Genomic DNA, 23,639 nt, shown 5'->3' with positions numbered 1-23,639 from the left:
GCTCGTCGGTTATATAACTGACGAGCTTTTTTACGTAGAAAAGAAGGTTGCTCACAAATATTGTGGCAACCTTCTTTTTATTGTTCTTGTGTCTCTTTTTCTTTTTCTCGTTCAGCAGCCATTTCAGCAGCAATTACGTCGATTTCTTTTTTCAGTTCTTCTACCATTGTTTCTTCTGGTACTTTACGAACGACTTGCCCTTTACGGAATAATAATCCCTCTCCACGTGCACCGGCAATACCGATATCAGCTTCACGAGCTTCACCAGGGCCATTTACAGCGCAACCAAGTACTGCAACTTTAATTGGTACTTGAAGTGTAGAGATGTATTCTTCCACTTCGTTAGCAATGCTAATTAAATCGATTTCAATACGACCACAAGTTGGACAAGAGATAAGTGTTGCTGCGTTAGACGCAAGACCGAATGATTTTAATAGTTCACGAGCAACTTTTACTTCTTCAACTGGATCAGCACTTAATGAAATACGTAGTGTATTTCCGATGCCTTTATTTAAGATTGCTCCAAGACCAGCGGCACTTTTTACAGTTCCGGCAAACAATGTTCCAGACTCTGTAATACCTAAATGTAATGGATAATCAAAAGCACGAGCAGCTTTCTCGTATGCTTCGATTGCTAAGTTAACATCAGAGGCTTTCATAGATACGATAATATCGTGGAAATCTAAGTCCTCTAAAATTTTAATATGATGTAGCGCGCTCTCAACCATACCATCTGCAGTTGGGTACCCGTACTTTTCTAAAATGTGACGCTCTAATGAACCAGCGTTTACACCAATACGGATTGGAATACCGCGTTCTTTTGCTGCATTTACAACAGCTTCTACTTTATGGCGACGACCAATATTACCTGGATTGATACGTACTTTATCGATGCCACCTTCAATTGCTTTTAAAGCAAGGCGATAATCAAAATGAATATCAGCAACAAGTGGAATGTTGATTTGTTTTTTTATATCAGCAATAGCATCTGCTGCGCGTTCATCTGGAACGGCAACGCGGACGACTTGACAGCCGGCTTCTTCTAAACGCTTGATTTCAGCAACTGTTGCTTCAACATCATGTGTTTTTGTTGTTGTCATACTTTGTATAATTAATTCATTATTACCGCCGATTGTTAAATTACCGACTTTAACTGGACGTGTTTTTGTACGATGAGTCATTTCATTCACGAATAGATCGCTCTCCTTATAAAAGAAGTTTCTTATTTAGTCCCTCATATCAATGATAGTATACGTGATATAGGGCTATAGAAACCGAAGTGCTCGGTTTCACTTTTACTATTGTATCAGCGCCTTTATGTAATTGACAAGGATTAAGTGATAGCTTATTGATATAACGGGAATTTATAAGACTTTCCAATTTGTATTTTTGTAGCAGATGTACTTTTGTTTAATAGTTTAAAGTCGTCAATGACTTTTTCTATAGAAGGAATTTTTTTCTTGTTAATTTGTTCTGTAATAGAAAGAACTGTCTCACCAGTTTTTACTTCAATTGTTTTATAAGATACATCCGTTTCTTTTTCTGTTTTGTTCTCTTTATTTTGTTGGTTGTCTGCGTTCTCTTTTTTAATCGTTTGGGCAGCGGTTGTTTTTTTATATGAACTTAACATCGGTAAAGTACCGATTTTTATATCGTAATAAAATACATAACCGAGAACAAGCACGAATAGGAATATACCTAACCTCTTCATATTCTTCACTCCTTTGCTAGGAATATATGCTTGTCCAAAAAAAAAATGCCTATTTAGGCATTTTTTTCGTTCTTATTTTTCTTTCGGTTTTGGAACTTCTTTAATCGTTAAGTACAGAACGATTAAAACAACTGCAATATAAATGAACGTTGCCCCAGGTACGACGATTTTGAATAAATCCATAATCATGAAGAAAATGGTTGGGATTGTGTAGCTGTATGCAGTTAGTGTCCAAACTTGTTTATAGGATAGTTTACGTTGACCGCTCATAGCAGAACCGATGAACGCAAGTAAAGTCACGCCTACAAAAGTGATGAATAATTGGAATAGGTACACTAAGAATCCGATAACGAATAATAAAATTGGATAAATATTATCGAATAAAGAAATAAATTCTTGTAGATCTTTTTTCTCAAGAGATGCACCTAACAAATCGTTATAAGAATACGTTTGTGTTTGACCATTTCCCATAGAGACTACTTTATCTTTTAAAACAAATAAACCTGTTTTATTTTGATATTTTTCTAGGTCTGTTGAATTTGGATCAAATACGAAAAGTGCATTTCCGTCTTCTTTTTCAATAGGTTGATCAATATCGGCTTTTAGTTCGCCATTTTCAATCTTAAAGTCAGGTAAATCTTTATCGATGACTTGATTTACCATGCCTACACCATCTTGGATAAAACTACCGTACAAAAAAGTTCTTGGAATAGTAGTAATTAAGCAAAGTAGCATAATATACAAAATGGTTTTACCGATTTTTTGAAAACGGAATAGCGCCATATCTTTAGGCGAGTATATGCTTTTTACGAATTGGGTAAATATGGACATAGATTCACTTCCTTTATGTATGTATAAAATCATTGTAACGTAGGAATCTAGAGAATCTCAAGATATATTATATTTACATATAGTGGAGATAACTAAATTTCTTTTTATTAACTTTCTTCTTTTAAATAAGAAAAATACAATTGACACTTTTCTTTTCTATATGGTAAATTTATCTTACCTTTCTTAAAGGGCATATCCGATAGGAATTCCTTTATTTGATATGTTGTTACATACATAATTGTGGACCCTTAGCTCAGCTGGTTAGAGCAGACGGCTCATAACCGTCCGGTCGTAGGTTCGAGTCCTACAGGGTCCATATCCATTTCGCATGTTTATTATGTTAGCAGGAAGCTTCCTTGTAGAAGGAAGCTTTTTTTACGGAATATATGAGCATTTTAATTGAAAAGAAGTGGGAATTTTGCTACTTTAATGATAGCAAGACAATGTGATTTATTTGTTTGCACCCTATGGCAATTAGGGTAGAATGAAGTTGTATGTCACTTAAGTGGCAATACATAAACTGGGAGGAATATAACAATGGCAAAACACGAATTACCAAATTTACCTTATGCGTATGATGCTTTAGAGCCTCACTTTGACAAAGAAACAATGAACATCCATCATACAAAACATCACAACACGTACATTACAAACTTAAACGCTGCTTTAGAAGGTCATGCAGAATTAGCTGACAAAAGCGTAGAAGAATTAGTTGCAAACTTAAACGAAGTACCAGAAGCGATCCGTACAGCAGTACGTAACAATGGTGGCGGACATGCTAACCATACATTCTTCTGGACAATCCTATCTCCAAACGGCGGAGGACAACCTGTAGGTGAACTTGCAACTGCAATTGAAGCGAAATTCGGTAGCTTCGATGCATTCAAAGAAGAATTCGCAAAAGCTGGCGCAACTCGCTTCGGTTCTGGTTGGGCTTGGTTAGTAGTAAACAATGGTGAGTTAGAAGTAACAAGCACTCCAAACCAAGATTCTCCTTTAACTGAAGGCAAAACTCCAGTTATCGGTTTAGATGTTTGGGAGCACGCTTACTACTTAAACTACCAAAACCGTCGTCCAGACTACATCGGCGCATTTTGGAACGTTGTAGATTGGAACGCTGCTGAAAAACGTTACCAAGAAGCAAAATAATCGTAATAAATATAGAAAAAGCTAGGGGAGAGCCCCTAGCTTTTTTCTATGCTTTCCTTTTACATAATTGGGCTTGTCTTTGGAAGACTAGAACATGAAGTAAAGGAGAGTTGTGTATGAAGTGGAAACATATAATTGGTGACGTTGAAGTGAATCGGGATTTAGTGTTATTGCTCCTTATAGGAGGTTTATACACGCTCGCAATTTCTTTATCGAATACGTTTGTAAATATTTATTTATGGAAGCAAACACAAAATTATGTGAATCTTGGCTTGTATAATTTGGCCAGCGTTGTATTACAGCCTCTCACATTTCTTGTAGGGGGGAAATTAGCGAAACGTATCGATCGCTCGATTTTATTACGAATAGGAGTAGGAACGCTCGCAATTTTTTTTATCGTTGTTTTAGTGGCTGGAAAAAGTGCTTCCCAGTATATTTTATTAATGGGGGCTCTTTTAGGAGTAGGATACGGTTTTTACTGGTTGGCTTTTAACTTATTGACATTTGAAATTACAGAACCAGAAACAAGAGATTTCTTTAATGGATTTCTTGGACTTCTTACATCTTTCTCTGGGATGATTGGACCAATAGCAGCAGGATACACAATTTCACGCATGGAGAAATGGAGTGGTTATACTGTTATATTCTTTCTTTCATTAGTTTTATTTGCAATTGCTGTCGTCTTAAGTTTCTTTTTATCTAAAAGAGAATGTGAAGGGCGTTATGAAATTGTGCAAGTATTGAAAGAACGAAGAGTTGATAAAAATTGGGGGAAGATTACACGAGCTCATTTTTTCCAAGGATTGAGAGAAGGAACGTTTATTTTTGTCATTTCAGTATATGTTTATTTAGCAACTAATAGTGAGTTCGCATTAGGGAAATATAGTTTAGTGAACTCTGCTGTATCCTTTGTATGTTATTACTTGGTCGCTCGCATGTTAAAGAAAGAGTGGCGGAAAAAAGCAATTTTACTTGGGGGCATTATTTTATATGCTGTCGTCTTTTTAGTTATTTTCAATGTTACATACACGAAATTACTTATTTATGCGGCATGTATTGCCGTTGCATATCCTATTTTACTTGTTCCATATGGGTCAATGACATATGACGTAATTGGTAGAGCTAAAAATGCGAGAGAATGGCGTGTGGAATATGTCGTTGTCCGGGAGTTATGGTTAAATGCCGGAAGAATCTGTTCCATTTTAAGTTTTTTATGTGCTGTACTATTCTTTCCACCTGGAAAAAGTTTACCTTACTTATTATGTATTTTAGGTGCTGGACATTTTCTTATTTATTTTGCAGTTAAAAATGTCAAATATGATGGGGGAAATGCGGATAAAACAAGTGTTGTAACACAAGGAACTACGCAGAATCAAACTGAACCAGAAGGTTAACTTCTCGTTTGTTTTATGCTAGAATAGAAAAAGATGTAAAACAGCAGTGAGGACACCTGTATGAAGGTGTCCCTTTCACATTACATAGCTGTTGGTAGAGGGGGTTTGTATGAGCAAGAAGCAGAAGCAAAATAAGAAAAAGACCCACGTTCCTTTTCGGTTAAACGTGCTGTTTTTCTGCGTGTTTTTAATGTTCTCCGCGGTTATTGTAAGGCTCGGATATGTACAAATTGTTCGCGGTGAAGAATATAAGAATGAAGTGGAGAAGAAAGAAAACTCAACGATAAGTAATCCTGTACCGCGTGGGAAAATATTTGACCGTTATGGGCGACCTGTAGTAGATAATGCAGCCATTCGTACTATTACATTTACAAAAATGAAAGGATCAACGGCAGAGGATCGCTTAGAAACAGCGAAAAAGCTAGCAGATTTGATTGAAGTACCGACAGATAAATTAACAGATCGCGATAAAAAAGATTATTGGCTTGCTATGCATAAAGAGGAAGCTAAAGAAAAAATTACGAATAAAGATCGTCAAGAGTTTAAAGATAAAAAAATTGATGATAAAGAATTAGACGAGCGTCAGCGAAGTCGTGTAACAGAAGAAGAGATTAATCAATTATCCGCAAAAGATCTAGAAATATTAGCGATTAAAAGTAAGATGGACGGCGGATATGCAATGACACCTCAAGTTATTAAAAAGGATGCTACAGAAAAGGAATATTCGATTATTAGTGAAAACCTAGCAGCATTACCAGGTGTAGATACGAATGTTGATTGGGATCGAAAATATACGTACGATGATTTATTCCGAAGTGTACTTGGTGGGGTGTCGACATCTGATGAAGGCTTACCGAGAGAAAGACTAGATTACTATCTTGTTCGTGATTATAATCGAAATGACCGAGTAGGAAAAAGTTATCTTGAACAACAGTATGAAGATAGCCTGCACGGTACGAAAGCAGAAGTTAGAAATGTTACAGATAAAAACGGTAATATTTTAGAAACGATTAATGTATCAAAAGGACAAAGTGGTAATGACTTGAACTTAACAATTGATATGGAATTACAAAAGCGTGTGGAAGATATTCTTGCGAAGAATTTAATGAGATTTAAAGGAAGCGAACCTCTTTTAGATCGCGCATTCGTTGTAATGATGAATCCAAAAAATGGTGAAGTTTTATCTATGGCGGGGAAACAATTAGTTAACGAAGATGGTCAAACGAAAGTAAATGACTTTGCATTAGGTACCATGACAAGTTCTTATCCGATGGGGTCAACTGTAAAAGGTGCAACAGTACTTACAGGATATCAAACTGGTGCGATTCAACCAGGATCGGTGCAATTGGATGAACCAATTAAATTAAAAGGTACACCTACGAAATCGTCTTGGAAAACGATGGGATACATTAATGACCTTACAGCTTTAAAAATGTCTTCTAACGTTTATATGTTTAAAACAGCGATGAATATCGCCGATGTTCCATATGTGAGGGGTGGTACGTTAGATATACCTCAAAAAGCATTTGATACGATGCGTTATTATTTCGGACAGTTTGGACTTGGTGTAAAAACAGGAATTGATTTACCGAATGAATCTGCTGGTCAGATGGGTAGAAGTAGTCAACCAGGTTTCTTACTAGATTTATCAATTGGACAGTATGATACGTATACACCGCTTCAATTAGCGCAATATATTTCGACGATTGCCAATGGCGGATATCGTATGCAACCACAAGTTGTAAAAGAAATTCGTCAACCGGCAGTGAAACCAGATGAAGTTGGGAAAGTTGTTCAATCTATGGAACCGAAAGTATTAAATCGTGTTGATATGCCAGAATCGCAAATTAAACGTGTTCAAGAAGGATTTAGACAAGTGTATAATGATTCAGGTGGTACAGCTACAAAATACTTTACAGGTGCAAAATATAAAGCGGCAGGGAAGACAGGTACCGCGCAAACTGTGTATGGCGGAGATAAAGAGATTGGTAGAAAGGCAAACGGTGAACGTGTGGAAACATATAACTTAACATTAGTAGGTTATGCGCCACTTGAAGATCCAGAAGTAGCATTCTCTGTTGTCGTTCCATGGGTACATGATGATAAGACTGGTATTAATGGATATATTGGTCGTGAAATTATGGACGCTTACTTTGATTTGAAAAACAAAGAAGTAAATGGTGAAACTCCAAAAGATGACAAAGACAATAAAAATAAAGATCAAGATGATGAATAAAAAATTTGTAAAAAAGCACACTATCTGAAAAGATAGTGTGCTTTTTTTTATGGTTTATGCATATCGTGTAATAAATGTGGACAAGTATACAACACTGAAAAACACGCGGCCGTATAAATGATACTTGTATATGATGAGATAGGGGATAACTGTTTTATAGGGAAATCATCAGAGAAGATGAATAGCTACTACTGATTAAAATTGTATCGTATGTTGATCTTTGTGGAACTTTACAAAACTTTTACAAACAATTAAAACCGAATTAATAGTTTAGCAGTATTCTTATATCTGTAATCCTGTTATTTCTGGTTACTTCTAGGAGGAAGAACACGTGAAATGGATGCGTACACCGATTAAAATTTTCGTACTATCAATATGGTTCCTCTGTTTTGAAATGTCTACTGCATTTGCTTTAAATGATACGGGAGAAGTGAGAGTTGATGGATCCTCAACGGTTTTTCCTATTATAGAAGCAGTAGCGGAGGAATATACAAAGGTGCATCCAGACGTGAAAATTTCCATCAGTATTTCTGGAACTGGGGGAGGATTTAATCGTTTCAGTAAAGGAGAAGTAGATATAAATAATGCTTCGAGAGTAATGAAACAAGTCGAGAAAAATGAAATGAAGAAAAACTCTATTCAATTCACACCTTTTGAGGTTGCTAACGATGGTCTTACAATTGTTGTGAATTGGCACAATACATGGGTAGACGATATGTCAGTAGACGAGTTACGTCTACTGTGGAGTGAAGATGGAAGAGAGAAGCGATGGTCACAAATTCATTCAACATGGCCACGTGAACAAGTGAAGTTTTATGCACCAGGCGTAGACTCTGGTACGTATGATTATTTTCAAAATGTCATCTTACAAAATCATCGCATTGTAAAAAAAGTCTCTTTGTCTGAAGACGATCAAGTTATTATGCAAGGGGTAATGAATGATAAACATGCCATTGCTTTTGTAGGATATGCTTATTATATGGCTAATCGAGATAAGGTGAAAGCAATAAAAGTAAATGGTGTATTTCCGACGAAAGAGACCATTCAATCAGGTAAATATAAGCCGTTATCTAGGCCGCTACTTACTTATGTGAATAATGCATCTATCCGAAATAAAATGAATGTAGCAAACTATGTTGAGTTTATGATTCAGCATGTTGGTAACCTCGCTGAAGAGGTCGGTTATGTAAAATTGCGAAAAGAAAAATACAATGAACAGCTGCGTATGTTAACAGAAATAAAAAGGTAATGTCAGGGTGGAAAGGGGTTTTCATCTTTGGCTCATAATGACAAAAGTCAAATTACATTTTCTGTACAACATTTGATTGAAAGAAATAAAAAGCAAAGAAAAAAAACGCAGCGAATCAATCGAATAGTACCTTTATTACTAAAAATAATTGCTAGCGTTTCTATTGTGACGACACTTGGAATTGTTTTTACGCTCTCTAATGAAACAATCATGTTTTTTCAAAAAATATCATTATACTCCTTTTTGACGGAGAAAGAATGGTTACCATTTTTTGAAGATCCTAAATTCGGTATATTACCACTTATATGTGGAACGTTCCTTGTAACAGCGATTGCTATGTTTGTGGCAATTCCTATCGGTTTAGCGTGTGCTGTATTTTTAAGCGAATATGCTTCAAATAGTGCACGGAAAATATTAAAGCCGATGTTAGAGCTATTAGCAGGTATCCCGACAATTGTATATGGTTTTTTTGCATTAACAATTGTTACGCCGCTTTTACAAAGGATTATACCAGATTTACAGTTTTTTAATGCGATTAGTCCAGGAATCGTTATCGGATTTATGATGATGCCTACAGTTGCATCTCTATCTGAAGACGCGATGAGATCTGTGGCGAAAGGGACGAAAGAAGCTTCATTAGCACTCGGAGCGACGCGGTTTGAAATGGTAAAACAAGTGGTGTTTCCGTCCGCTTTTACAGGGATTATGGCAGCAATTATATTAGCGGCTTCTCGTGCAATTGGTGAAACGATGATCGTTGTAATTGCAGCAGGATCCACACCAAATGTATCGCTTGATCCGACACATTCTATTCAAACGTTAACAGCCTATATTGTGCAAGTAAGTTTAGGTGATGCTCCGCATGGAACGGTTACGTATTACAGCATGTATGCTGTAGGTGCAACTTTATTTATGTTTACTTTTATTATGAACATCATTTCGCAGTCTATTATGCGCCGTTTTAGGAGGATGACATAATATGCGAATGTTGAATCATAATAAAATACAAAAAAACATGGCATCACGCTTTTTAAAAGATCGAATTTACAAATTGTTATTTTATATATCAATTTTATTTTCAATCGTAATTTTGTCTGTGTTACTGTTTCAAATTGTTGAAAAAGGTATAAGTTATCTTTCAATAGATTTCTTTACAAATTTCGCTTCACGTAATCCGAAAGAAGCTGGTATTGCTGCAGCTTTGTCAGGGACAATATTATTTATGAGTATTGTTATACCTGTTTCTTTTATATTTGGAGTTGGAACAGCTCTTTATTTAGAGCAATATGCGAAGGAATCTCTATTTAAAAAAATAGTAGAGATTAATAATCAAACGTTAGCAGGAGTACCATCCGTTGTATTTGGATTGCTTGGTTTAACTATTTTTGTATACGCTCTTCATTTAGGAGAGAGTATAGTTGCAGCAGCACTGACGATGAGTTTACTCGTCTTACCGACAGTTGTTGTGGCGAGTCAAGAAGCAATCCGATCAGTACCAAGTGTATTATTAGAGGGTTCTTACGGATTAGGTGCTACGAAGTGGCAAACGATGTATCAAATTGTATTGCCATATGCTTTTCCAGGGATTATAACGGGCTGTACGTTAGCGATATCAAGAGCAATTGGAGAAGCAGCACCACTATTAGTGATCGGGGCACTTGCGTTTGCAAATTATGTTCCATTTAGTATGTTTGATAGATTTACAGTTTTACCAATCCAAATTTTTAATTGGATGAGTAGGCCACAAGAAGAATTTCAGTATGTAGCAGCAGCTGGGATGATTGTTTTGTTAGGTTTGTTGCTATTTATCAATATATTTGTTTTATGGTTACGAAATCGAAAATAAGTTGGAAGTGGATGAAAGGGGAATTCAAATGGTAGCAACAGTAGTAAATGTACAGGTGAAAAACGAAGAGAAGATCGAGACTGCGCCAAAGAAAGTAGTATTTGATACGAAAAACTTAAATTTATGGTACGGGGAAGACCATGCTTTAAAAGATATTAATTTAAGTATTCATGAGAATGAAGTTACAGCCATTATCGGTCCAAGTGGCTGTGGTAAATCAACGTACTTAAAAACGTTAAATCGCATGGTAGAGTTAGTACCGATCGTTCGAACTACAGGTGTAATTGAATATAGAGAACGCAATATATTTGATAAATCATATCCAGTTGAAGAATTAAGAACACATGTAGGAATGGTGTTCCAAAAGCCAAATCCATTTCCAAAATCTATTTATGAGAATGTAGCATACGGTCCAAAAATCCATGGTATTCGTGACAAAAAGACATTAGATGAAATTGTTGAAAAAAGTTTACGTGGAGCAGCGATTTGGGATGAATTAAAAGATCGTTTGCACGATAATGCATACGGTTTATCTGGTGGACAGCAACAGCGTCTATGCATCGCACGCTGCTTAGCTATTGAGCCAGACGTTATTTTAATGGATGAGCCAACATCGGCATTAGATCCAATTTCAACATTAAAAGTAGAAGAATTAATTCAAGAGTTAAAGAAAGACTTTAGTATTGTTATCGTAACGCATAATATGCAACAAGCAGCGCGTATTTCAGACAAAACTGCTTTCTTCTTAAGCGGGGAAGTTGTGGAGTATACAGATACAAACAAATTATTTACGACTCCTTCAGATAAGCGTACAGAAGATTATATTACAGGTCGCTTTGGCTGATATCGTCGCAAAGCTAAGAGAAAATGCCCTCTTAACAGAGGGCATTTCTTATTTTTATCTCACTTTAATAGGGAAGTAATACTTCCCTTATCTTAAGTTTTATTACAAGCGTAAGAGGCTATGTAGGAGATTTATCCCGCTATTTGCGGGCAGTAAGCCCGGATTTCAAAATTCAACAAAAGCAAAGAAGTTAGATGGCGGGCCGCCTGTAAAAGCCCGATTGATGAGGGTTGATTAAAGTTTCACTTTATATATAATGGCACATAATATTGAGGGGGAAGAAAAAATGGTAAGAGAACAGTTTCAAGGTGATTTAAAAGTGTTACAGCAAAAGGTAATCGAGCTTGGAGAATTAGCAAATGCGGCTTTATTGATTGCTATGGAAGGTCTGCATACAAGGGATGTAGAGAAAGCGTTAGAGGTCATTGATGGTGATTACCGCATGGATAATTTAGAAGAGGAAATAAACGATCTTGCACTTATGCTTATTACGAAGCAGCAACCTGTAGCAAGTGACTTAAGAAGGATCTTTATTTCAATTAAAACAGCGACAGATTTAGAGCGTATTGCAGATCATGCTGTTAATATTGCAAAGGCTACAATTCGTCTTGGGGAAAAAGAAGTGGCTGTTAGTTTGCACAACCTGGATGAAATGTTTGCGATTGCAAATGAGATGTTGCATTTAGCGTTAGAAGCATATGAACAAGAAAATTTAACTTTTGCGAAACAAATCGCTGAAATGGATGATTCTGTTGATGAAATATATGGAAAATCAATTCGTGAGTTTATATCTTCAGTTCCGGAACAACCAGAAGCAATTACGCAAATTACACAATTATCATTTGTGGCGAGATATATTGAGCGTGTAGCAGATCATATTACAAATATTGCTGAAAATGTCTTTTATTTAGTAAAAGGAAAGCATTATTTATTGAATGAGTAGGAATCAAAGCAGGTGATAAGAAATCACCTGCTTTTTTTAGTCAAAACATGACAAAAAAAGCTCGTTGTTTCCTTTAGTTTATGATGATAAGATGTATCATAATGTAATGGGAAAATTAGTATATATGTTGTTCGTTAATAAGTAGTATTTATCAATTAATAGTAAGCGCTTTCTTTGAGTTTGAACCGTACGTTTTTATAAGTGGGAAATTTAATTATAGGGTCTTTTAAATGAGGATTCGTTTAACTAATCAAGTTTATGCTGCTAGTTCATGTGGGATAGAGAATATACATATGGTATATGGAGCTACTGAACATTATATAAGTGGAGGCTGAAGTATATGAAGGGGGTTATTTTAGCTGGAGGAAAAGGAAGACGCCTTAGACCATTAACATGTAATACTCCAAAGCCGATGTTACCATTATTAGAAAAACCAGTTTTAGAATACAATATTGAGTTATTACGCCAGCATGGTATTCGTGAAATTGCAATTACTGTTCAATATATGAGTACGACCATTAAGCAATATTTTGGTGATGGTAGTAAATGGGGAGTTAACTTGTATTATTTTGAAGACTCTCCTCCGCTTGGTACAGCAGGGGGTATTAAACAAGCAGAACAATTTTTAGATGAAACATTTGTTGTGATAAGTGGGGATGCATTAACTGACTTTCAATTATCAGAAGGAATTAGGTTTCATGAACAAAAGAAAAGAATAGTAACAATGTTTGTGAAAGAAGTAGAAAATCCACTCTCATTTGGATTGGTTGTAATGAATAAAGACCAGGAGGTTACACGATATATAGAAAAGCCGGGCTGGAATGAGGTAGTCTCTAATGTTGTGAATACAGGCATATATATTATGGAGCCAGAAATCTTTTCTTACATACCGCCTAGGCAATTTTTTGATTTCAGTCATGATGTGTTTCCGTTATTGGCAAATAAAAATGTGTTATTCGCATATTTGTCAGAAGGTTATTGGTTAGATATCGGCACATTTAATCAATATCGACAAGCACAATTTGATTTGTTAACGAAAAAGTTACAAGTACCTATTCCTTATACGGAAGTATTACCGATGGTATGGATGGGAGAAGGGGTGACGATTGGCAAAGGGACGAAAATTCATGGCCCCTCTTTTATTGGAGAAGGAGCAAAGATTGGTACAGGAGCTGTAATTGAGCCATATTCTATTATTGGGAAAAATAGTATCGTTTCAAATTATTCTCATCTTCAAAAAAGTATTGTTTTTGCAAATGCCCACATTGGGAAGTATTGTGAACTATTAGAAACGACAATAGGAGAGCGTACAATAGTTGAAGATGACGTTACACTGTTTCAAAAAAGCGTTGTAGCGGATCACTGTCATATTGGGAGAAGTACGGTAATTAAGCAAAAAGGAAAACTATGGCCTTATAAGGCGATTGATAGTCATTCGATAGTAGGAGCGGCTGGTATTCAAGAGAGTGAAATGAGTGCAGGTTGGTTACAAAAAAGCCGCATTGTAGGAAGAGGGAATGTTGAAATTACTCCCCAGTTTATCGTGAAGATTGCGATGGCGTATGGATCTCTTTTTACAAAAGGAGAGAGTATATTAATTGGAAGTCAAGAAAATATAGAAACAACCTCTTATAAAAATTTATTTTTACATGCTATTCATGGTATCGGGATTCATACGATGGAATGTAAAGAAATGAACGAGTCACTTTTTCAATATAGTGTTCATCATTTGCAATGTGCAGGTGGTGTTTTTATCCAAGTGGAGAATGAGAATGAGATTGTTATAAAGTTATACGGTCAAGCTGGCATGCCGTTAACGTATAAGCAGCAAAAAGAGATAGAACAAGTATATATGTCCGAATTGTTTTATTACGTACATGAGAAAGAAATGGGGCGAAATAAGCTAGTTCATGTTTCTATGAATGAGTATATAGAAGTTATATTGGAGCATATTGATATCGAGAAAATACAGATGCAGAAGTTTCATCTTCTTATTAATAAGAGAAATGATACGTTGCAACATTTACTTATGCTCTTTCTGCAAAGACTTGGTTGTACAGTTACATGGATTTATGCAAGTGAACAAAAAGATCATGTAAAGGCTTTGATGAAATCAAGTAAAGCGAATATGGCTCTTATGTTTTCTGAGCAAGGAAATTATTTCGAGTTATATGATAAGGATAGTAATATTTACCAGGGTACAGATTTGGAAGAGGTAGATATTCCAGATTTCTTACTCGAATCGACAGGAAATATTTACCCAATGTCTTTGAAGTTAGGAGAATGTTATCTTCTATTTTATACGCAGGATGAAAGAAAGTCGTTTCAAGTAAGGTGGAAGCGAGATATTTTATATCGAATTGGAAAATTATTCGAGCTAATAGCATTGCAAGGAAAAACGTTTCTCAGCATAGTAGATCAATCACCGCCGCTCTATTTACTTTATGATGAAGTGGTATGTTCATGGAATGAAAAAGGGGAAATTATGAGGAAATTATTGGATGATATAGAAAGGAAGGGAGAAGGTATATTTGAAGGAGTACAGTTCAAATATACTGAAAAAGAGTGGTCTTATATCGTTTCTGACACAAAACAACCAAAATTTTTAGTGTATTCACATGCTAGAAACCCAGTAATAGCAAGGGAAAACATGAAAAATCTTATAGAAAAAATTAGACAATATCAAAAGGTGTAGAATTTTTATTTTAAAAGTGGTATTATAGTATAGTCTGATTTAAGTTATTAGTACTGGAGGGAAATAAGAATGCGTGTGAATATTACTCTAGCATGTACAGAATGCGGAGATCGTAACTATATCTCAAAGAAAAATAAACGTAACAACGCTGAGCGTATCGAGCTTAAAAAGTATTGCAAGCGTGACAAGAAGTCTACGTTACACCGTGAAACAAAGTAAGCAGTAGGAATATTTTCCTACTGTTTCTTTTTTTATTCGATTCCTATGTTAAAAGTGATACACTATCATCATAGAGAAAAGTGTCACTGTAAGGGGGAGAATGTGTGAAAGAAGAGAAAGTGCGTTTGCGTAAACAAATAATAGAACACATGAATTCTTTATCGAAAGAACAGTATACAACTTTATCAGAACAGATTGCATTTTTGCTGTATGCGCAAAAAGAGTGGGTTGAAGCTAAAACAATTGGAATTACTCTTTCAATGGAAAATGAAGTGAATACATATCCTATTATTGAAAAAGCTTGGGAAGAAGGAAAGAAAGTTGTAGTTCCTAAGTGTAATAAAGGAATAAGAACGATGTCCTTCAGGCAAATTAATAATTTTGATCAATTAGAAACGGTGTATATGAATTTACGTGAACCGATTCCCGGGCTTACGGAAGAAGTGAATGTGGATGAAATTGATCTTCAAATTGTGCCGGGCGTAGCTTATACAGAACGAGGAGAGCGAATTGGGTACGGCGGTGGCTATTATGATCGTTATCTCGTGCATTATAAAGGGAAAACGCTATCATTAGCGTATGATTTTCAAATGGTAAAACACATTCCGGTAGAGCCATTTGATAAAAATATAGAAAAAATTATTACAGAAAAAGGAACAATGCTTATAAATGAGCTTGTATAGACAAATAAAAATTGACGAGACTTTTTCTTCTTGATTATAATAAAATATGTGAACGTTTTCTTATTATAATTTTTTATAGTAAGTGAGCATAGAGGGTGATGAAATGGTATCTATTTATGATATTCAGCAATTGCTAAAGAAATTTGGTACGATTATTTATACGGGAGATCGAATTGCAGATTTACAATTAATGCAAGATGAATTGCGTGAATTAAATCAATCACAGCTAATCGATCCACAAGACTATCAAACAGCTTTATTTTTATTGAAGCAAGAAATTCAAAAAGAGCTAAATAAGAATTAGATAAAGGTAGGTAAGCAACATGGAAGAGAAATGGTTAGTTGGTGTTGACCTTGGTGGTACAACGATTAAATTAGCATTTATTAATGTATACGGTGAAATTTTACATAAGTGGGAAATCCCTACGAATACAGGTGAGCAAGGAAAACATATTACACTTGATGTTGCGAAAGCAATTGATAAAAAGCTAGAAGAATTAGGCGAATTGAAGAGCAAGTTAATTGGTATTGGTATGGGAGCTCCTGGTCCTGTACATGTGGCATCTGGAATGATTTATGAAGCGGTTAATTTAGGGTGGAAAAACTATCCGCTAAAAGATTTATTAGAAGTAGAAACAGGATTACCTGTTGTTATTGATAATGATGCAAACTTAGCAGCGCTTGGTGAAATGTGGAAAGGTGCTGGTGAAGGTGCAAAAGATTTAATCTGCATGACACTTGGTACGGGCGTTGGTGGTGGTGTAATCGCCAATGGTGAGATTGTACACGGCGTGAGTGGTGCTGCTGGTGAGATTGGACATATTACAGTAGTTACAGAAAATGCTTTCCCATGTAATTGCGGGAAGTCTGGTTGCTTAGAAACAGTAGCATCTGCGACAGGTATTGTACGTGTTGCTATGCAAAAAATACAAGAGACTAATAAAGAAAGCATGTTGCGTTCTATGTTAGCTGAAGAAGGACGTATTACATCAAAAGATGTCTTTGAAGCACTTGGACAAGGCGATGAATTAGCAGGCGAAGTAGTAGAAAAAGTAGCTTCTTATTTAGGATTAGCTGTAGCGAACCTTTCTAGTACGTTGAACCCAGAGAAAATTGTTATTGGTGGAGGCGTGTCTAAAGCTGGAGATGCACTATTAGAACCAATTCAACGCTATTTCGAGCAATACGCTTTCTCACGTGCTGTAAAGAGCACGAAGTTAGCTATTGCAACACTTGGTAATGATGCAGGTGTTATCGGAGGAGCTTGGCTTGTAAAAAAGCACAAATACGAAGCGAAGATGATATAAGTTGTGAAATATGAAAAGAGGAAGGGGGAACCCTTCCTCTTTTTGTGTGAAATCTCGATGAAGAATAAAGTGTAAACGAATTAAGCTGCTGGTGGATACCCGTTATATAGAACAGTCATGATCGTAAACCATCCGAAAACGAGTACAGTTGCAATTGCAAAGCCGCTCGCGAAAAAGTTTTTTTCACGAAGTGTTCTAAGCGTAGCAAATACAGCTAACAGAGTGACAAGTGTAAAAATAATAACAAGGCCCATACAATATCCTCCTCTGTCTACCCATTTCTTATTATGAGTTTTTGGAATATTTACTCTTTTATATTGTACATGTTTTAAAAATGATTGTCGAGATAGCATCCTTTCTTTTCCTCAGAGAAAGAAATGTTGTATCATTAAAAGTAAGTTTAATAACTGGAGGAGATTTTCATATGAAATGGATACAAATGCCGTTAGGCCCATTACAAACAAATGCTTATATTTTAATGAACGATCAAAAAGAGTGCATTATCTTTGACCCTGGTCATGAAGGTGAAAAGCTCGTTACATATTTACAAGAAGAACAATTAAAACCATTGGCGGTTTTATTAACACATGCTCACTTTGATCATATCGGTGCTGTTGATGCGGTAAGAGACGCTTTTCATATTCCTGTATACGTACATAAAGAAGAAGCAGATTGGTTAGGAGATGCAACTGTAAACGGCTCTCAAATTTTTATGATGAACCGCAGTATTACAGCAAAACCAGCGGATCATATTATTGATGCAGAAGGTACATTAACAATTGGATCATTTAATTTTGAAATTTTTGAGACGCCGGGACATTCTCCAGGAAGTATTTCTTATTATAGTAAAGAGGCGAATGCTGTATTCTCAGGAGATGTATTGTTCCAAATGAGCATTGGAAGAACAGATTTGCCTGGTGGAAGTTTTGCTGAATTAATTGGAAGTATTGAAGAGAAATTATTTGTATTACCAGATGAAACAGCAGTGTTATGTGGACATGGTCCAGAAACAAGCATTGGCTTTGAAAAAGAAAATAATCCGTTTTTACAATAAGGAGTCATTATGGGGATGGAGCTCATTTTAAGAGAATGGATGGGAAAAGAAAAGGATTATTCAATTTCATATAGTACGTATATGAACCTTGTATTGTATACAGAAGGTCATGGATATTATATGAAAGAACGTGAAAAGATTGGGAGACAAGGGGATTTTTTTACGAGTAGCAATGTATCCTCTGTTTTTGCAAAAACTTTTGCTAAACTTTTTATTCGTCTTGTTGAAAATGGTGAAGTTGCTTCGAATATTTGTGAGGTTGGTGGGGGAACTGGAAAGTTTGCCTATGATGTTTTACAAGAATGGAAGCAATTATCTCCAAAAACCTTTATTGATTTAAACTATTCAATGATTGAAGTGAGCCCTTTTCATAGGGAATTACAGCAGGAGAAACTTGGCTCATTTTCTAATGTATCGTACTATACCTCCTATAGTGAAATGGGAGATTCTTTCGAGGGAATTCTTTTTTCGAATGAGTTGTTTGATGCATTTCCTGTTGAAATAATTGAGAAAAGAAATGGTATGTTGTATGAAGTACGTATTACATATACAGAGGAAGGAAACCTTTCAGAAGTATGTAGGCCGTTAGATAAAAGAATTGGTCGATATTTATTGAAATATAATATTCATATTGCTGAAGGGCAACGTTTTGAAGTACCAATTGTGATGGAGGAGTATATAAAAGAAATTGCGAAATGGTTTCAAAAAGGTATATGTATTACAGTTGATTACGGATACACAAAAGAAGAATGGATGCATCCAGCACACCGTGAAGGAAGTTTGCGAGGGTATTATCAGCATAAGCTAATACGTAACCCACTAGCGCATCCAGGTGAAATGGATCTTACTACTCATATTCATTGGGACGAGCTAAAGGAAATGTTTAGTATGCAAGGAATGAGTGCAGTATGGCATAAGAAACAATCTGAGTTCTTGTTAGCTGCAGGGATATTAGAACAGCTTACGAGCCATCAAGATACGAATCCTTTTTCTGAAACGCAAAAACAAAATCGAGCAGTTCGTTCTATGATTTTGAATGGAGGAGTAGGGAGTGCGTTTGATGTTGTTATACATACAAAAGATATGCAACATTTACATTTGGAGCGGTATGTAACAATATAAAAAACAAGACACAGTATATACTGTGTCTTGTTTTTTAATACGACTTATGTAGTATTATATATTTCCTCTCATGATATATATTTATATTAAAGATATGAGATAAAAAATATAGAATACGTTCTTTTTCTTCGATTATTAGTCCCTAACCTAATAATACGCGAACGAGTTGAATTATTGTTTCGTTCTCTACTTTGTAATAAATTTCTAATCCTTTTCTTTCACTAGAAACGATTTTAGCGCTTTTTAATTTTGCTAAATGCTGTGAAATTGTAGATTGTGGCATGTTTAAGCCAGTGTACATTGTAGAAACGTTGCTTGGACCGCGCTCAATTAATCCTTTTACGATACATAAACGAACAGGATGAGCCAGCACTTTTAATAATTCTGCATTACTTTCATATAGTTCTAATTCTTTTTGAAAGGTTTCTAACATGTTCTTTTCCACCTCCGTGTGAGCTATTATACCATACTATACATACCAAAAATTTAAAGAAAAGAAAATAGTTGTTGCAGAAAAAAAGTCCTAAAGTAAAGAAATTGTAAGAAAAGAGACCATGATGTAAATAAAATAGGTAAATTAGCACGTTTTTGTAAAATGACATTTTTGGGTGAAAATTTCGATACGTTTTAAAAATTGAAAGATATAGATATATTTGTAACACAATTTTATCATGATTTTCTTATTCTTTCAAATGAATATACGAAATTTTTAAAATAATATGACAAAGGAATTATAATGATATATATAGAATATAAAACAGGTTAAAAGAAAAGAAGCTGAATGTAATTCGCTTCTTTATGGTGATAACGAAATATTTGATTACAGCTGATAAATCTTAGGATAATCAAGTCATTAGTCATTTATTCTAAAATTCATCTTTTAGCAACGTTAAAAATCTGTGATTCCATATGTTCTCGTAAAAATCAATCGTCTCTTTTGCGGACATAAAAGGATTATTCAACGTAGAGGTTGTTTTCTGTGCCATAAAGTTTTCGTATCCCAGTCCGTGGGCAAACTTAATCGTAGCATCCATACAGTACTCTGTTTGGGCACCACAAAATTCAATGCGTTTTACAGATAATTGATCTAAAATTTCTTTTAAGTTTGTTTTATAAAATGAATTTGCATGTGTTTTTCTTACAAAAAAATCTTGTTCTTGAACATCTAGATCGGTATGAATAGCCCAAATTTCTTTCTCGGGTACTAAATCATCATCACAATGTTGAACAAAAAGGATTGGTTTATTTAATTTTCTGTATGAAGAAATTCTTTTATTTACTTTTGTTAGTAAGTTCTGTAAATCAAATAAATGCCCTCCGCTATAACATACTCCATTTTGTAAATCGATAACGATTAAAATATCTGCACAAGTATCCATTATTTTTGCTCCTTTTTATTTCTTAATATATCAATTACTCCATTACTTGGAAATAGATAAAAATTTTATTTTTTAATGAACTATATAGACAGAAAAGCACTAAAACGAGTATGTTAAACAGCATAAAAAAAGATATGAAAACTTAATTTCATATCTTCTATTTATTCTATGCATTTACAGGTTCTTCTACATAAGAAAGGGCATTTTCAAAATCGGATATTAAATCGTCAACATTTTCAAGGCCGACTGATAACCGAAGTAATGAATTAGAGATCCCTCTTTCATCACGAGCTTCTTGCGACAGTGCTGCATGTGACATTTTTGCTGGATAAGAAAGAATTGACTCTACAGCTCCTAAACTAACTGCAAAAACAGGTAATTTTACTTTTGACAAAAATTGGCGGAGTGCATCTTCTGACTGCAAAGTAAACGATAAGACCGCTCCAGCTGATGTTGCTTGAGATTGTTGAATATCAAATCCGAGATGCGTTTGTAATCCAGGATAATAGACATTTTGTACTTTAGCGTGCTCTTGTAAATAATGTGCAATTTTATTGGCATTTTTAGCTGAATGCTCGAGGCGTACATGCAATGTTTTTAGGCCGCGAAGTACGAGAGAACAATCTTGAGGCCCTAAGATAGCACCGAATGCATTTTGTAAAAATCCAAGCTTTTGAGCGAGTTCTGCATCTGTTACTACTGCTAATCCGGCAGTAACATCACTATGACCAGCAATAAATTTTGTAGCACTATGAAGAACGACATCAGCTCCAAGTTCAAGTGGTTTCTGGAATAGTGGTGTCAAAAAAGTATTATCAACAAAAGTAAGAGCGCCAATAGATTTTGCAAGTTTAGAAACTTCGCGGATATCTGTCACTTTTAAAAGTGGGTTAGAAGGTGTTTCTACATAAAAGAGCTTTGTATTTGGTTTAATGTTTTGTTTTATTTCTTCTAAATTGGTCATATCAACAAATGTATGTGAAACACCGTAACGGGAGAGTACCTCAGTTATGACTCTGTAAGTGCCTCCGTATACATCTTCTGAAATGAGTACGTGATCACCTTGTGAAAGAAGGAGGAATGCAGTGGAAATCGCTGCAATGCCTGATGCAAAGGCGAATCCCTTTGTTCCACCTTCTAATAAAGCAATGATATCCTCAAGAGCTTCACGAGTTGGATTTCCTGACCTGCTATAGTCATATTTTCCGAACGCATCTACATCAAACTGGTGAAAAGTTGATGTGTTATAAATGGGAACGTTCACAGCGCCTGTTTGTGAGTCATGTTTATATTGGTTGTGTAGTAAGAGTGTATCTATAGAATAGCTCATATTCTTACACCTTCTTTTACGAGTTTAATGGCTTGCTTTAAGTCTTGAATTAAATCGTTACTATTTTCAATGCCAACGGAGAATCGAAGAAGACGATTGCATACACCGTTTGCTGTTCTAATATCTTCAGGAATATCAGCATGTGTTTGCGTTGCTGGATAAGTCATTAAACTTTCTACACCACCAAGACTTTCTGCAAATGTAATTAAGGATAAAGATTGTAAGAATGGATTAATCCAAGCTTCATCTTTAAGGCGGAATGAAATCATGCCGCCTCTTCCTGGATAAAATACATCTGTCACCCCGTCTTCATCATTTAAATATGCAACAACTGCTTTCGCATTTTCTTCATGTTGTCTCATGCGAAGCGCTAACGTTTTCATACCGCGAATTAATAACCATGAGTCAAATGGGCTTAAAACCGCGCCTGATGCATTATGATAATGAGCGATTTCCTCACAAAGTTCCTTTCCTTTTGCAACGACAAGTCCGCTTAGTACATCGTTATGTCCCCCTAAATATTTCGTTGCGCTATGGAGTACAATGTCAGCACCTTCTGTTAATGGTTGCTGTATATAAGGTGTGTAGAATGTGTTGTCTACAATAAGAAGTAGTCCGTGCCTTTTCGCTACAGTTGCGACAGCGGCAATATCAGTAACTTGCATTAACGGATTAGTTGGAGTTTCTATGAAAATAGCCTTCGTTTCAGTTGTGATAGCTTGCTCAATTTGTTTAATAGATTGTGTATTTACGTATCTACATCGAACATTCCACTTTTTTTCGTGCTCAGAAAATAATCGATACGTTCCCCCGTATAAATCTTCAGATACAATAAGTTCGTCTCCAGAGTGGAATAGAGAAAGGACGAGGAGAACAGCCGCCATCCCTGAACTACAGGCATAACCTTGTTCGCCATATTCTAAGTCTGCGATCGCCTGTTCTAAAAGACCGCGAGTTGGATTGCCAGTTCGTGAATAGTCAAAGCCAGTAGATTTACCAATTCCTTCGTGACGATAAGCGGTTGAGAAATAAACCGGTGGATTAACCGTTCCTGTTGTAGTTTCACTGCGATTTCCGATTTGTGCTAGTTTCGTTTCGATTGTTGACATGTGAAAATTCCTCCTTTTTAAATTGAAACATTAAGTGAATATAAAATAAAAAAAGCCTTCTAAGAAGAAGGCTTTCGGTTTGAATAGAGTCTTCTTCTCATCTGTCAAATCTTTCACAATTTGCTGGAATTAGCACCTTATTAACAAAATGTTAATGGTTGCTGAGGCGTCATAGGGCCAGTCCCTCTACCTCTCTAGATAAGAATGTTCGTATGAAATTTTTATTATGTTTTTAACTTTACAACAAAAGATAATTGAATTGCAAGTTTATTTTAAATAATTTTTATTTTTCCGCAAGTGTCATTGACTTTTATTTTTGTGCATGCTAAATTTATTAAAAAATTAACAAACATTGTTAAAAGGGGAACGCATTTCCTTTTAGCTACATAAATAAAATAATAAAGACAACTCTTATTGAGAGCGGTGGAGGGAAAGGCCCTGTGAAACCCGGCAACCTTCAAACGAAATGTTTGAAACGGTGCTAATACCTGCAAAACGAATGTTTTGCATAATAAGAGGAGGAACGATTATGTCCCCC

Annotated in this window: 23 protein-coding genes, 1 tRNA gene and 2 riboswitches; of the genes, 16 read left to right on the top strand and 8 right to left on the bottom strand. The window is 35.5% G+C overall.

Annotated features, from left to right (window positions below):
* Positions 1–77: 77 nt before the first annotated feature.
* The 3 genes from ispG to yqgB form a co-directional block, all read right to left on the bottom strand.
* Positions 78–1,181: a flavodoxin-dependent (E)-4-hydroxy-3-methylbut-2-enyl-diphosphate synthase gene (gene ispG / locus C4S65_RS07810; protein WP_153577907.1), complete on the bottom strand. Its 1,104-nt coding sequence runs from the start codon at positions 1,179–1,181 to the stop codon at positions 78–80.
* 164 nt (positions 1,182–1,345) lie between these two features.
* The gene (yqfZ, locus tag C4S65_RS07805) at positions 1,346–1,711 is read right to left on the bottom strand and encodes a protein YqfZ (protein WP_000825420.1); all 366 of its coding nucleotides are present in this window, start codon (positions 1,709–1,711) and stop codon (positions 1,346–1,348) included.
* Between the two features lie 72 nt (positions 1,712–1,783).
* The gene (gene yqgB, locus C4S65_RS07800) at positions 1,784–2,542 is read right to left on the bottom strand and encodes a protein YqgB (RefSeq protein ID WP_000021892.1); all 759 of its coding nucleotides are present in this window, start codon (positions 2,540–2,542) and stop codon (positions 1,784–1,786) included.
* Between the two features lie 242 nt (positions 2,543–2,784).
* Between yqgB and C4S65_RS07795 the strand changes: the two genes are divergently transcribed.
* From C4S65_RS07795 to glcK, 14 genes are all read left to right on the top strand, one after another.
* Positions 2,785–2,858 (top strand) — tRNA-Ile (locus C4S65_RS07795).
* A gap of 221 nt (positions 2,859–3,079) precedes the next feature.
* Complete coding sequence (gene sodA / locus C4S65_RS07790) at positions 3,080–3,691, top strand: superoxide dismutase [Mn] (RefSeq protein ID WP_001052031.1); 612 nt, start codon at positions 3,080–3,082, stop codon at positions 3,689–3,691.
* A 116-nt stretch (positions 3,692–3,807) separates the two neighbouring features.
* Positions 3,808–5,085 (top strand): MFS transporter, encoded by a 1,278-nt coding sequence (locus C4S65_RS07785; protein WP_000871389.1) that lies wholly within the window; start codon positions 3,808–3,810, stop codon positions 5,083–5,085.
* Between the two features lie 109 nt (positions 5,086–5,194).
* Positions 5,195–7,321 (top strand): penicillin-binding protein 2, encoded by a 2,127-nt coding sequence (locus tag C4S65_RS07780; protein ID WP_000038979.1) that lies wholly within the window; start codon positions 5,195–5,197, stop codon positions 7,319–7,321.
* A 331-nt stretch (positions 7,322–7,652) separates the two neighbouring features.
* Positions 7,653–8,570, top strand: coding sequence for a PstS family phosphate ABC transporter substrate-binding protein (locus tag C4S65_RS07775; RefSeq protein WP_000871824.1), 918 nt, complete (start codon positions 7,653–7,655; stop codon positions 8,568–8,570).
* Between the two features lie 27 nt (positions 8,571–8,597).
* The gene (gene pstC, locus C4S65_RS07770; protein ID WP_000940894.1) at positions 8,598–9,548 is read left to right on the top strand and encodes a phosphate ABC transporter permease subunit PstC; all 951 of its coding nucleotides are present in this window, start codon (positions 8,598–8,600) and stop codon (positions 9,546–9,548) included.
* Position 9,549: 1 nt separating this feature from the next.
* Entirely contained in the window at positions 9,550–10,416 is an 867-nt protein-coding gene (gene pstA / locus C4S65_RS07765) for a phosphate ABC transporter permease PstA (protein ID WP_001242570.1), read from the top strand.
* Positions 10,417–10,444: 28 nt separating this feature from the next.
* A complete protein-coding gene (pstB, locus tag C4S65_RS07760; protein ID WP_000226681.1) occupies positions 10,445–11,260 on the top strand; it encodes a phosphate ABC transporter ATP-binding protein in 816 nt (271 codons plus the stop codon).
* Between the two features lie 286 nt (positions 11,261–11,546).
* Positions 11,547–12,203, top strand: coding sequence for a phosphate signaling complex protein PhoU (gene phoU, locus C4S65_RS07755; RefSeq protein ID WP_000251245.1), 657 nt, complete (start codon positions 11,547–11,549; stop codon positions 12,201–12,203).
* Positions 12,204–12,543: 340 nt separating this feature from the next.
* Positions 12,544–14,898: a sugar phosphate nucleotidyltransferase gene (locus tag C4S65_RS07750; RefSeq protein ID WP_098358454.1), complete on the top strand. Its 2,355-nt coding sequence runs from the start codon at positions 12,544–12,546 to the stop codon at positions 14,896–14,898.
* 69 nt (positions 14,899–14,967) lie between these two features.
* Positions 14,968–15,117, top strand: a complete 150-nt coding sequence (gene rpmG, locus C4S65_RS07745; RefSeq protein ID WP_001265616.1) for a 50S ribosomal protein L33 — start codon at positions 14,968–14,970, stop codon at positions 15,115–15,117.
* Positions 15,118–15,221: 104 nt separating this feature from the next.
* Positions 15,222–15,800, top strand: a complete 579-nt coding sequence (locus tag C4S65_RS07740) for a 5-formyltetrahydrofolate cyclo-ligase (RefSeq protein ID WP_000656862.1) — start codon at positions 15,222–15,224, stop codon at positions 15,798–15,800.
* 103 nt (positions 15,801–15,903) lie between these two features.
* Complete coding sequence (locus C4S65_RS07735) at positions 15,904–16,104, top strand: YqgQ family protein (RefSeq protein WP_000253699.1); 201 nt, start codon at positions 15,904–15,906, stop codon at positions 16,102–16,104.
* 19 nt (positions 16,105–16,123) lie between these two features.
* Positions 16,124–17,107: a glucokinase gene (glcK, locus tag C4S65_RS07730; RefSeq protein WP_000391701.1), complete on the top strand. Its 984-nt coding sequence runs from the start codon at positions 16,124–16,126 to the stop codon at positions 17,105–17,107.
* A gap of 80 nt (positions 17,108–17,187) precedes the next feature.
* On the opposite strand, the gene C4S65_RS07725 is transcribed toward glcK, so the two are convergent.
* Positions 17,188–17,361, bottom strand: coding sequence for a DUF2759 domain-containing protein (locus C4S65_RS07725; protein ID WP_000524852.1), 174 nt, complete (start codon positions 17,359–17,361; stop codon positions 17,188–17,190).
* Positions 17,362–17,531: 170 nt separating this feature from the next.
* Between C4S65_RS07725 and C4S65_RS07720 the strand changes: the two genes are divergently transcribed.
* Positions 17,532–18,161, top strand: a complete 630-nt coding sequence (locus tag C4S65_RS07720) for an MBL fold metallo-hydrolase (RefSeq protein WP_000871225.1) — start codon at positions 17,532–17,534, stop codon at positions 18,159–18,161.
* Between the two features lie 9 nt (positions 18,162–18,170).
* A complete protein-coding gene (locus tag C4S65_RS07715; RefSeq protein WP_000525145.1) occupies positions 18,171–19,283 on the top strand; it encodes an SAM-dependent methyltransferase in 1,113 nt (370 codons plus the stop codon).
* A 142-nt stretch (positions 19,284–19,425) separates the two neighbouring features.
* Here C4S65_RS07715 and C4S65_RS07710 read toward each other — a convergent pair whose 3' ends face one another.
* The 4 genes from C4S65_RS07710 to metI form a co-directional block, all read right to left on the bottom strand.
* Positions 19,426–19,716 carry a metalloregulator ArsR/SmtB family transcription factor gene (locus C4S65_RS07710; RefSeq protein WP_000894377.1) on the bottom strand — a complete coding sequence of 97 codons (291 nt, stop codon included), beginning with the start codon at positions 19,714–19,716 and terminating at the stop codon, positions 19,426–19,428.
* Positions 19,717–20,149: 433 nt separating this feature from the next.
* Positions 20,150–20,662, bottom strand: coding sequence for a cysteine hydrolase family protein (locus C4S65_RS07705; protein ID WP_097960484.1), 513 nt, complete (start codon positions 20,660–20,662; stop codon positions 20,150–20,152).
* A 166-nt stretch (positions 20,663–20,828) separates the two neighbouring features.
* On the bottom strand, positions 20,829–21,992 hold the full coding sequence (metC, locus tag C4S65_RS07700) for a cystathionine beta-lyase (protein ID WP_061666288.1): 1,164 nt from the start codon (positions 21,990–21,992) through the stop codon (positions 20,829–20,831).
* Positions 21,989–23,101, bottom strand: coding sequence for a cystathionine gamma-synthase/O-acetylhomoserine thiolyase (gene metI, locus C4S65_RS07695; protein WP_000103879.1), 1,113 nt, complete (start codon positions 23,099–23,101; stop codon positions 21,989–21,991). The genes metC and metI overlap by 4 nt, the downstream gene beginning before the upstream one ends.
* Positions 23,102–23,195: 94 nt before the next feature.
* Positions 23,196–23,306: riboswitch (SAM riboswitch) on the bottom strand.
* A 203-nt stretch (positions 23,307–23,509) separates the two neighbouring features.
* A riboswitch (SAM riboswitch) is annotated at positions 23,510–23,619 on the top strand.
* Positions 23,620–23,639: the final 20 nt, after the last annotated feature.

This window comes from Bacillus sp. ok061 (assembly GCF_900108285.1).
GTDB lineage: Bacteria > Bacillota > Bacilli > Bacillales > Bacillaceae_G > Bacillus_A > Bacillus_A thuringiensis_S.
The sequence above is the reverse complement of the archived record's forward strand: the minus strand, read 5'-3'. Positions and strand labels throughout refer to the sequence as shown.

What these genes read in the sequence shown, in the direction of transcription:
- glcK (WP_000391701.1), top strand. Translation starts at nt 16,124, where the DNA reads ATGGAAGAGAAATGGTTAGTTGGTGTTGACCTTGGTGGTACAACGATT.
- C4S65_RS07705 (WP_097960484.1), bottom strand. Translation starts at nt 20,662, where the DNA reads ATGGATACTTGTGCAGATATTTTAATCGTTATCGATTTACAAAATGGA.
- sodA (WP_001052031.1), top strand. Translation starts at nt 3,080, where the DNA reads ATGGCAAAACACGAATTACCAAATTTACCTTATGCGTATGATGCTTTA.
- C4S65_RS07715 (WP_000525145.1), top strand. Translation starts at nt 18,171, where the DNA reads ATGGGGATGGAGCTCATTTTAAGAGAATGGATGGGAAAAGAAAAGGAT.
- phoU (WP_000251245.1), top strand. Translation starts at nt 11,547, where the DNA reads ATGGTAAGAGAACAGTTTCAAGGTGATTTAAAAGTGTTACAGCAAAAG.
- metC (WP_061666288.1), bottom strand. Translation starts at nt 21,992, where the DNA reads ATGAGCTATTCTATAGATACACTCTTACTACACAACCAATATAAACAT.
- pstB (WP_000226681.1), top strand. Translation starts at nt 10,445, where the DNA reads ATGGTAGCAACAGTAGTAAATGTACAGGTGAAAAACGAAGAGAAGATC.
- ispG (WP_153577907.1), bottom strand. Translation starts at nt 1,181, where the DNA reads ATGACTCATCGTACAAAAACACGTCCAGTTAAAGTCGGTAATTTAACA.
- C4S65_RS07785 (WP_000871389.1), top strand. Translation starts at nt 3,808, where the DNA reads ATGAAGTGGAAACATATAATTGGTGACGTTGAAGTGAATCGGGATTTA.
- C4S65_RS07780 (WP_000038979.1), top strand. Translation starts at nt 5,195, where the DNA reads ATGAGCAAGAAGCAGAAGCAAAATAAGAAAAAGACCCACGTTCCTTTT.
- C4S65_RS07720 (WP_000871225.1), top strand. Translation starts at nt 17,532, where the DNA reads ATGAAATGGATACAAATGCCGTTAGGCCCATTACAAACAAATGCTTAT.
- yqfZ (WP_000825420.1), bottom strand. Translation starts at nt 1,711, where the DNA reads ATGAAGAGGTTAGGTATATTCCTATTCGTGCTTGTTCTCGGTTATGTA.
- C4S65_RS07725 (WP_000524852.1), bottom strand. Translation starts at nt 17,361, where the DNA reads ATGGGCCTTGTTATTATTTTTACACTTGTCACTCTGTTAGCTGTATTT.
- metI (WP_000103879.1), bottom strand. Translation starts at nt 23,101, where the DNA reads ATGTCAACAATCGAAACGAAACTAGCACAAATCGGAAATCGCAGTGAA.
- pstA (WP_001242570.1), top strand. Translation starts at nt 9,550, where the DNA reads ATGCGAATGTTGAATCATAATAAAATACAAAAAAACATGGCATCACGC.
- yqgB (WP_000021892.1), bottom strand. Translation starts at nt 2,542, where the DNA reads ATGTCCATATTTACCCAATTCGTAAAAAGCATATACTCGCCTAAAGAT.
- C4S65_RS07710 (WP_000894377.1), bottom strand. Translation starts at nt 19,716, where the DNA reads ATGTTAGAAACCTTTCAAAAAGAATTAGAACTATATGAAAGTAATGCA.
- C4S65_RS07735 (WP_000253699.1), top strand. Translation starts at nt 15,904, where the DNA reads ATGGTATCTATTTATGATATTCAGCAATTGCTAAAGAAATTTGGTACG.
- C4S65_RS07750 (WP_098358454.1), top strand. Translation starts at nt 12,544, where the DNA reads ATGAAGGGGGTTATTTTAGCTGGAGGAAAAGGAAGACGCCTTAGACCA.
- rpmG (WP_001265616.1), top strand. Translation starts at nt 14,968, where the DNA reads ATGCGTGTGAATATTACTCTAGCATGTACAGAATGCGGAGATCGTAAC.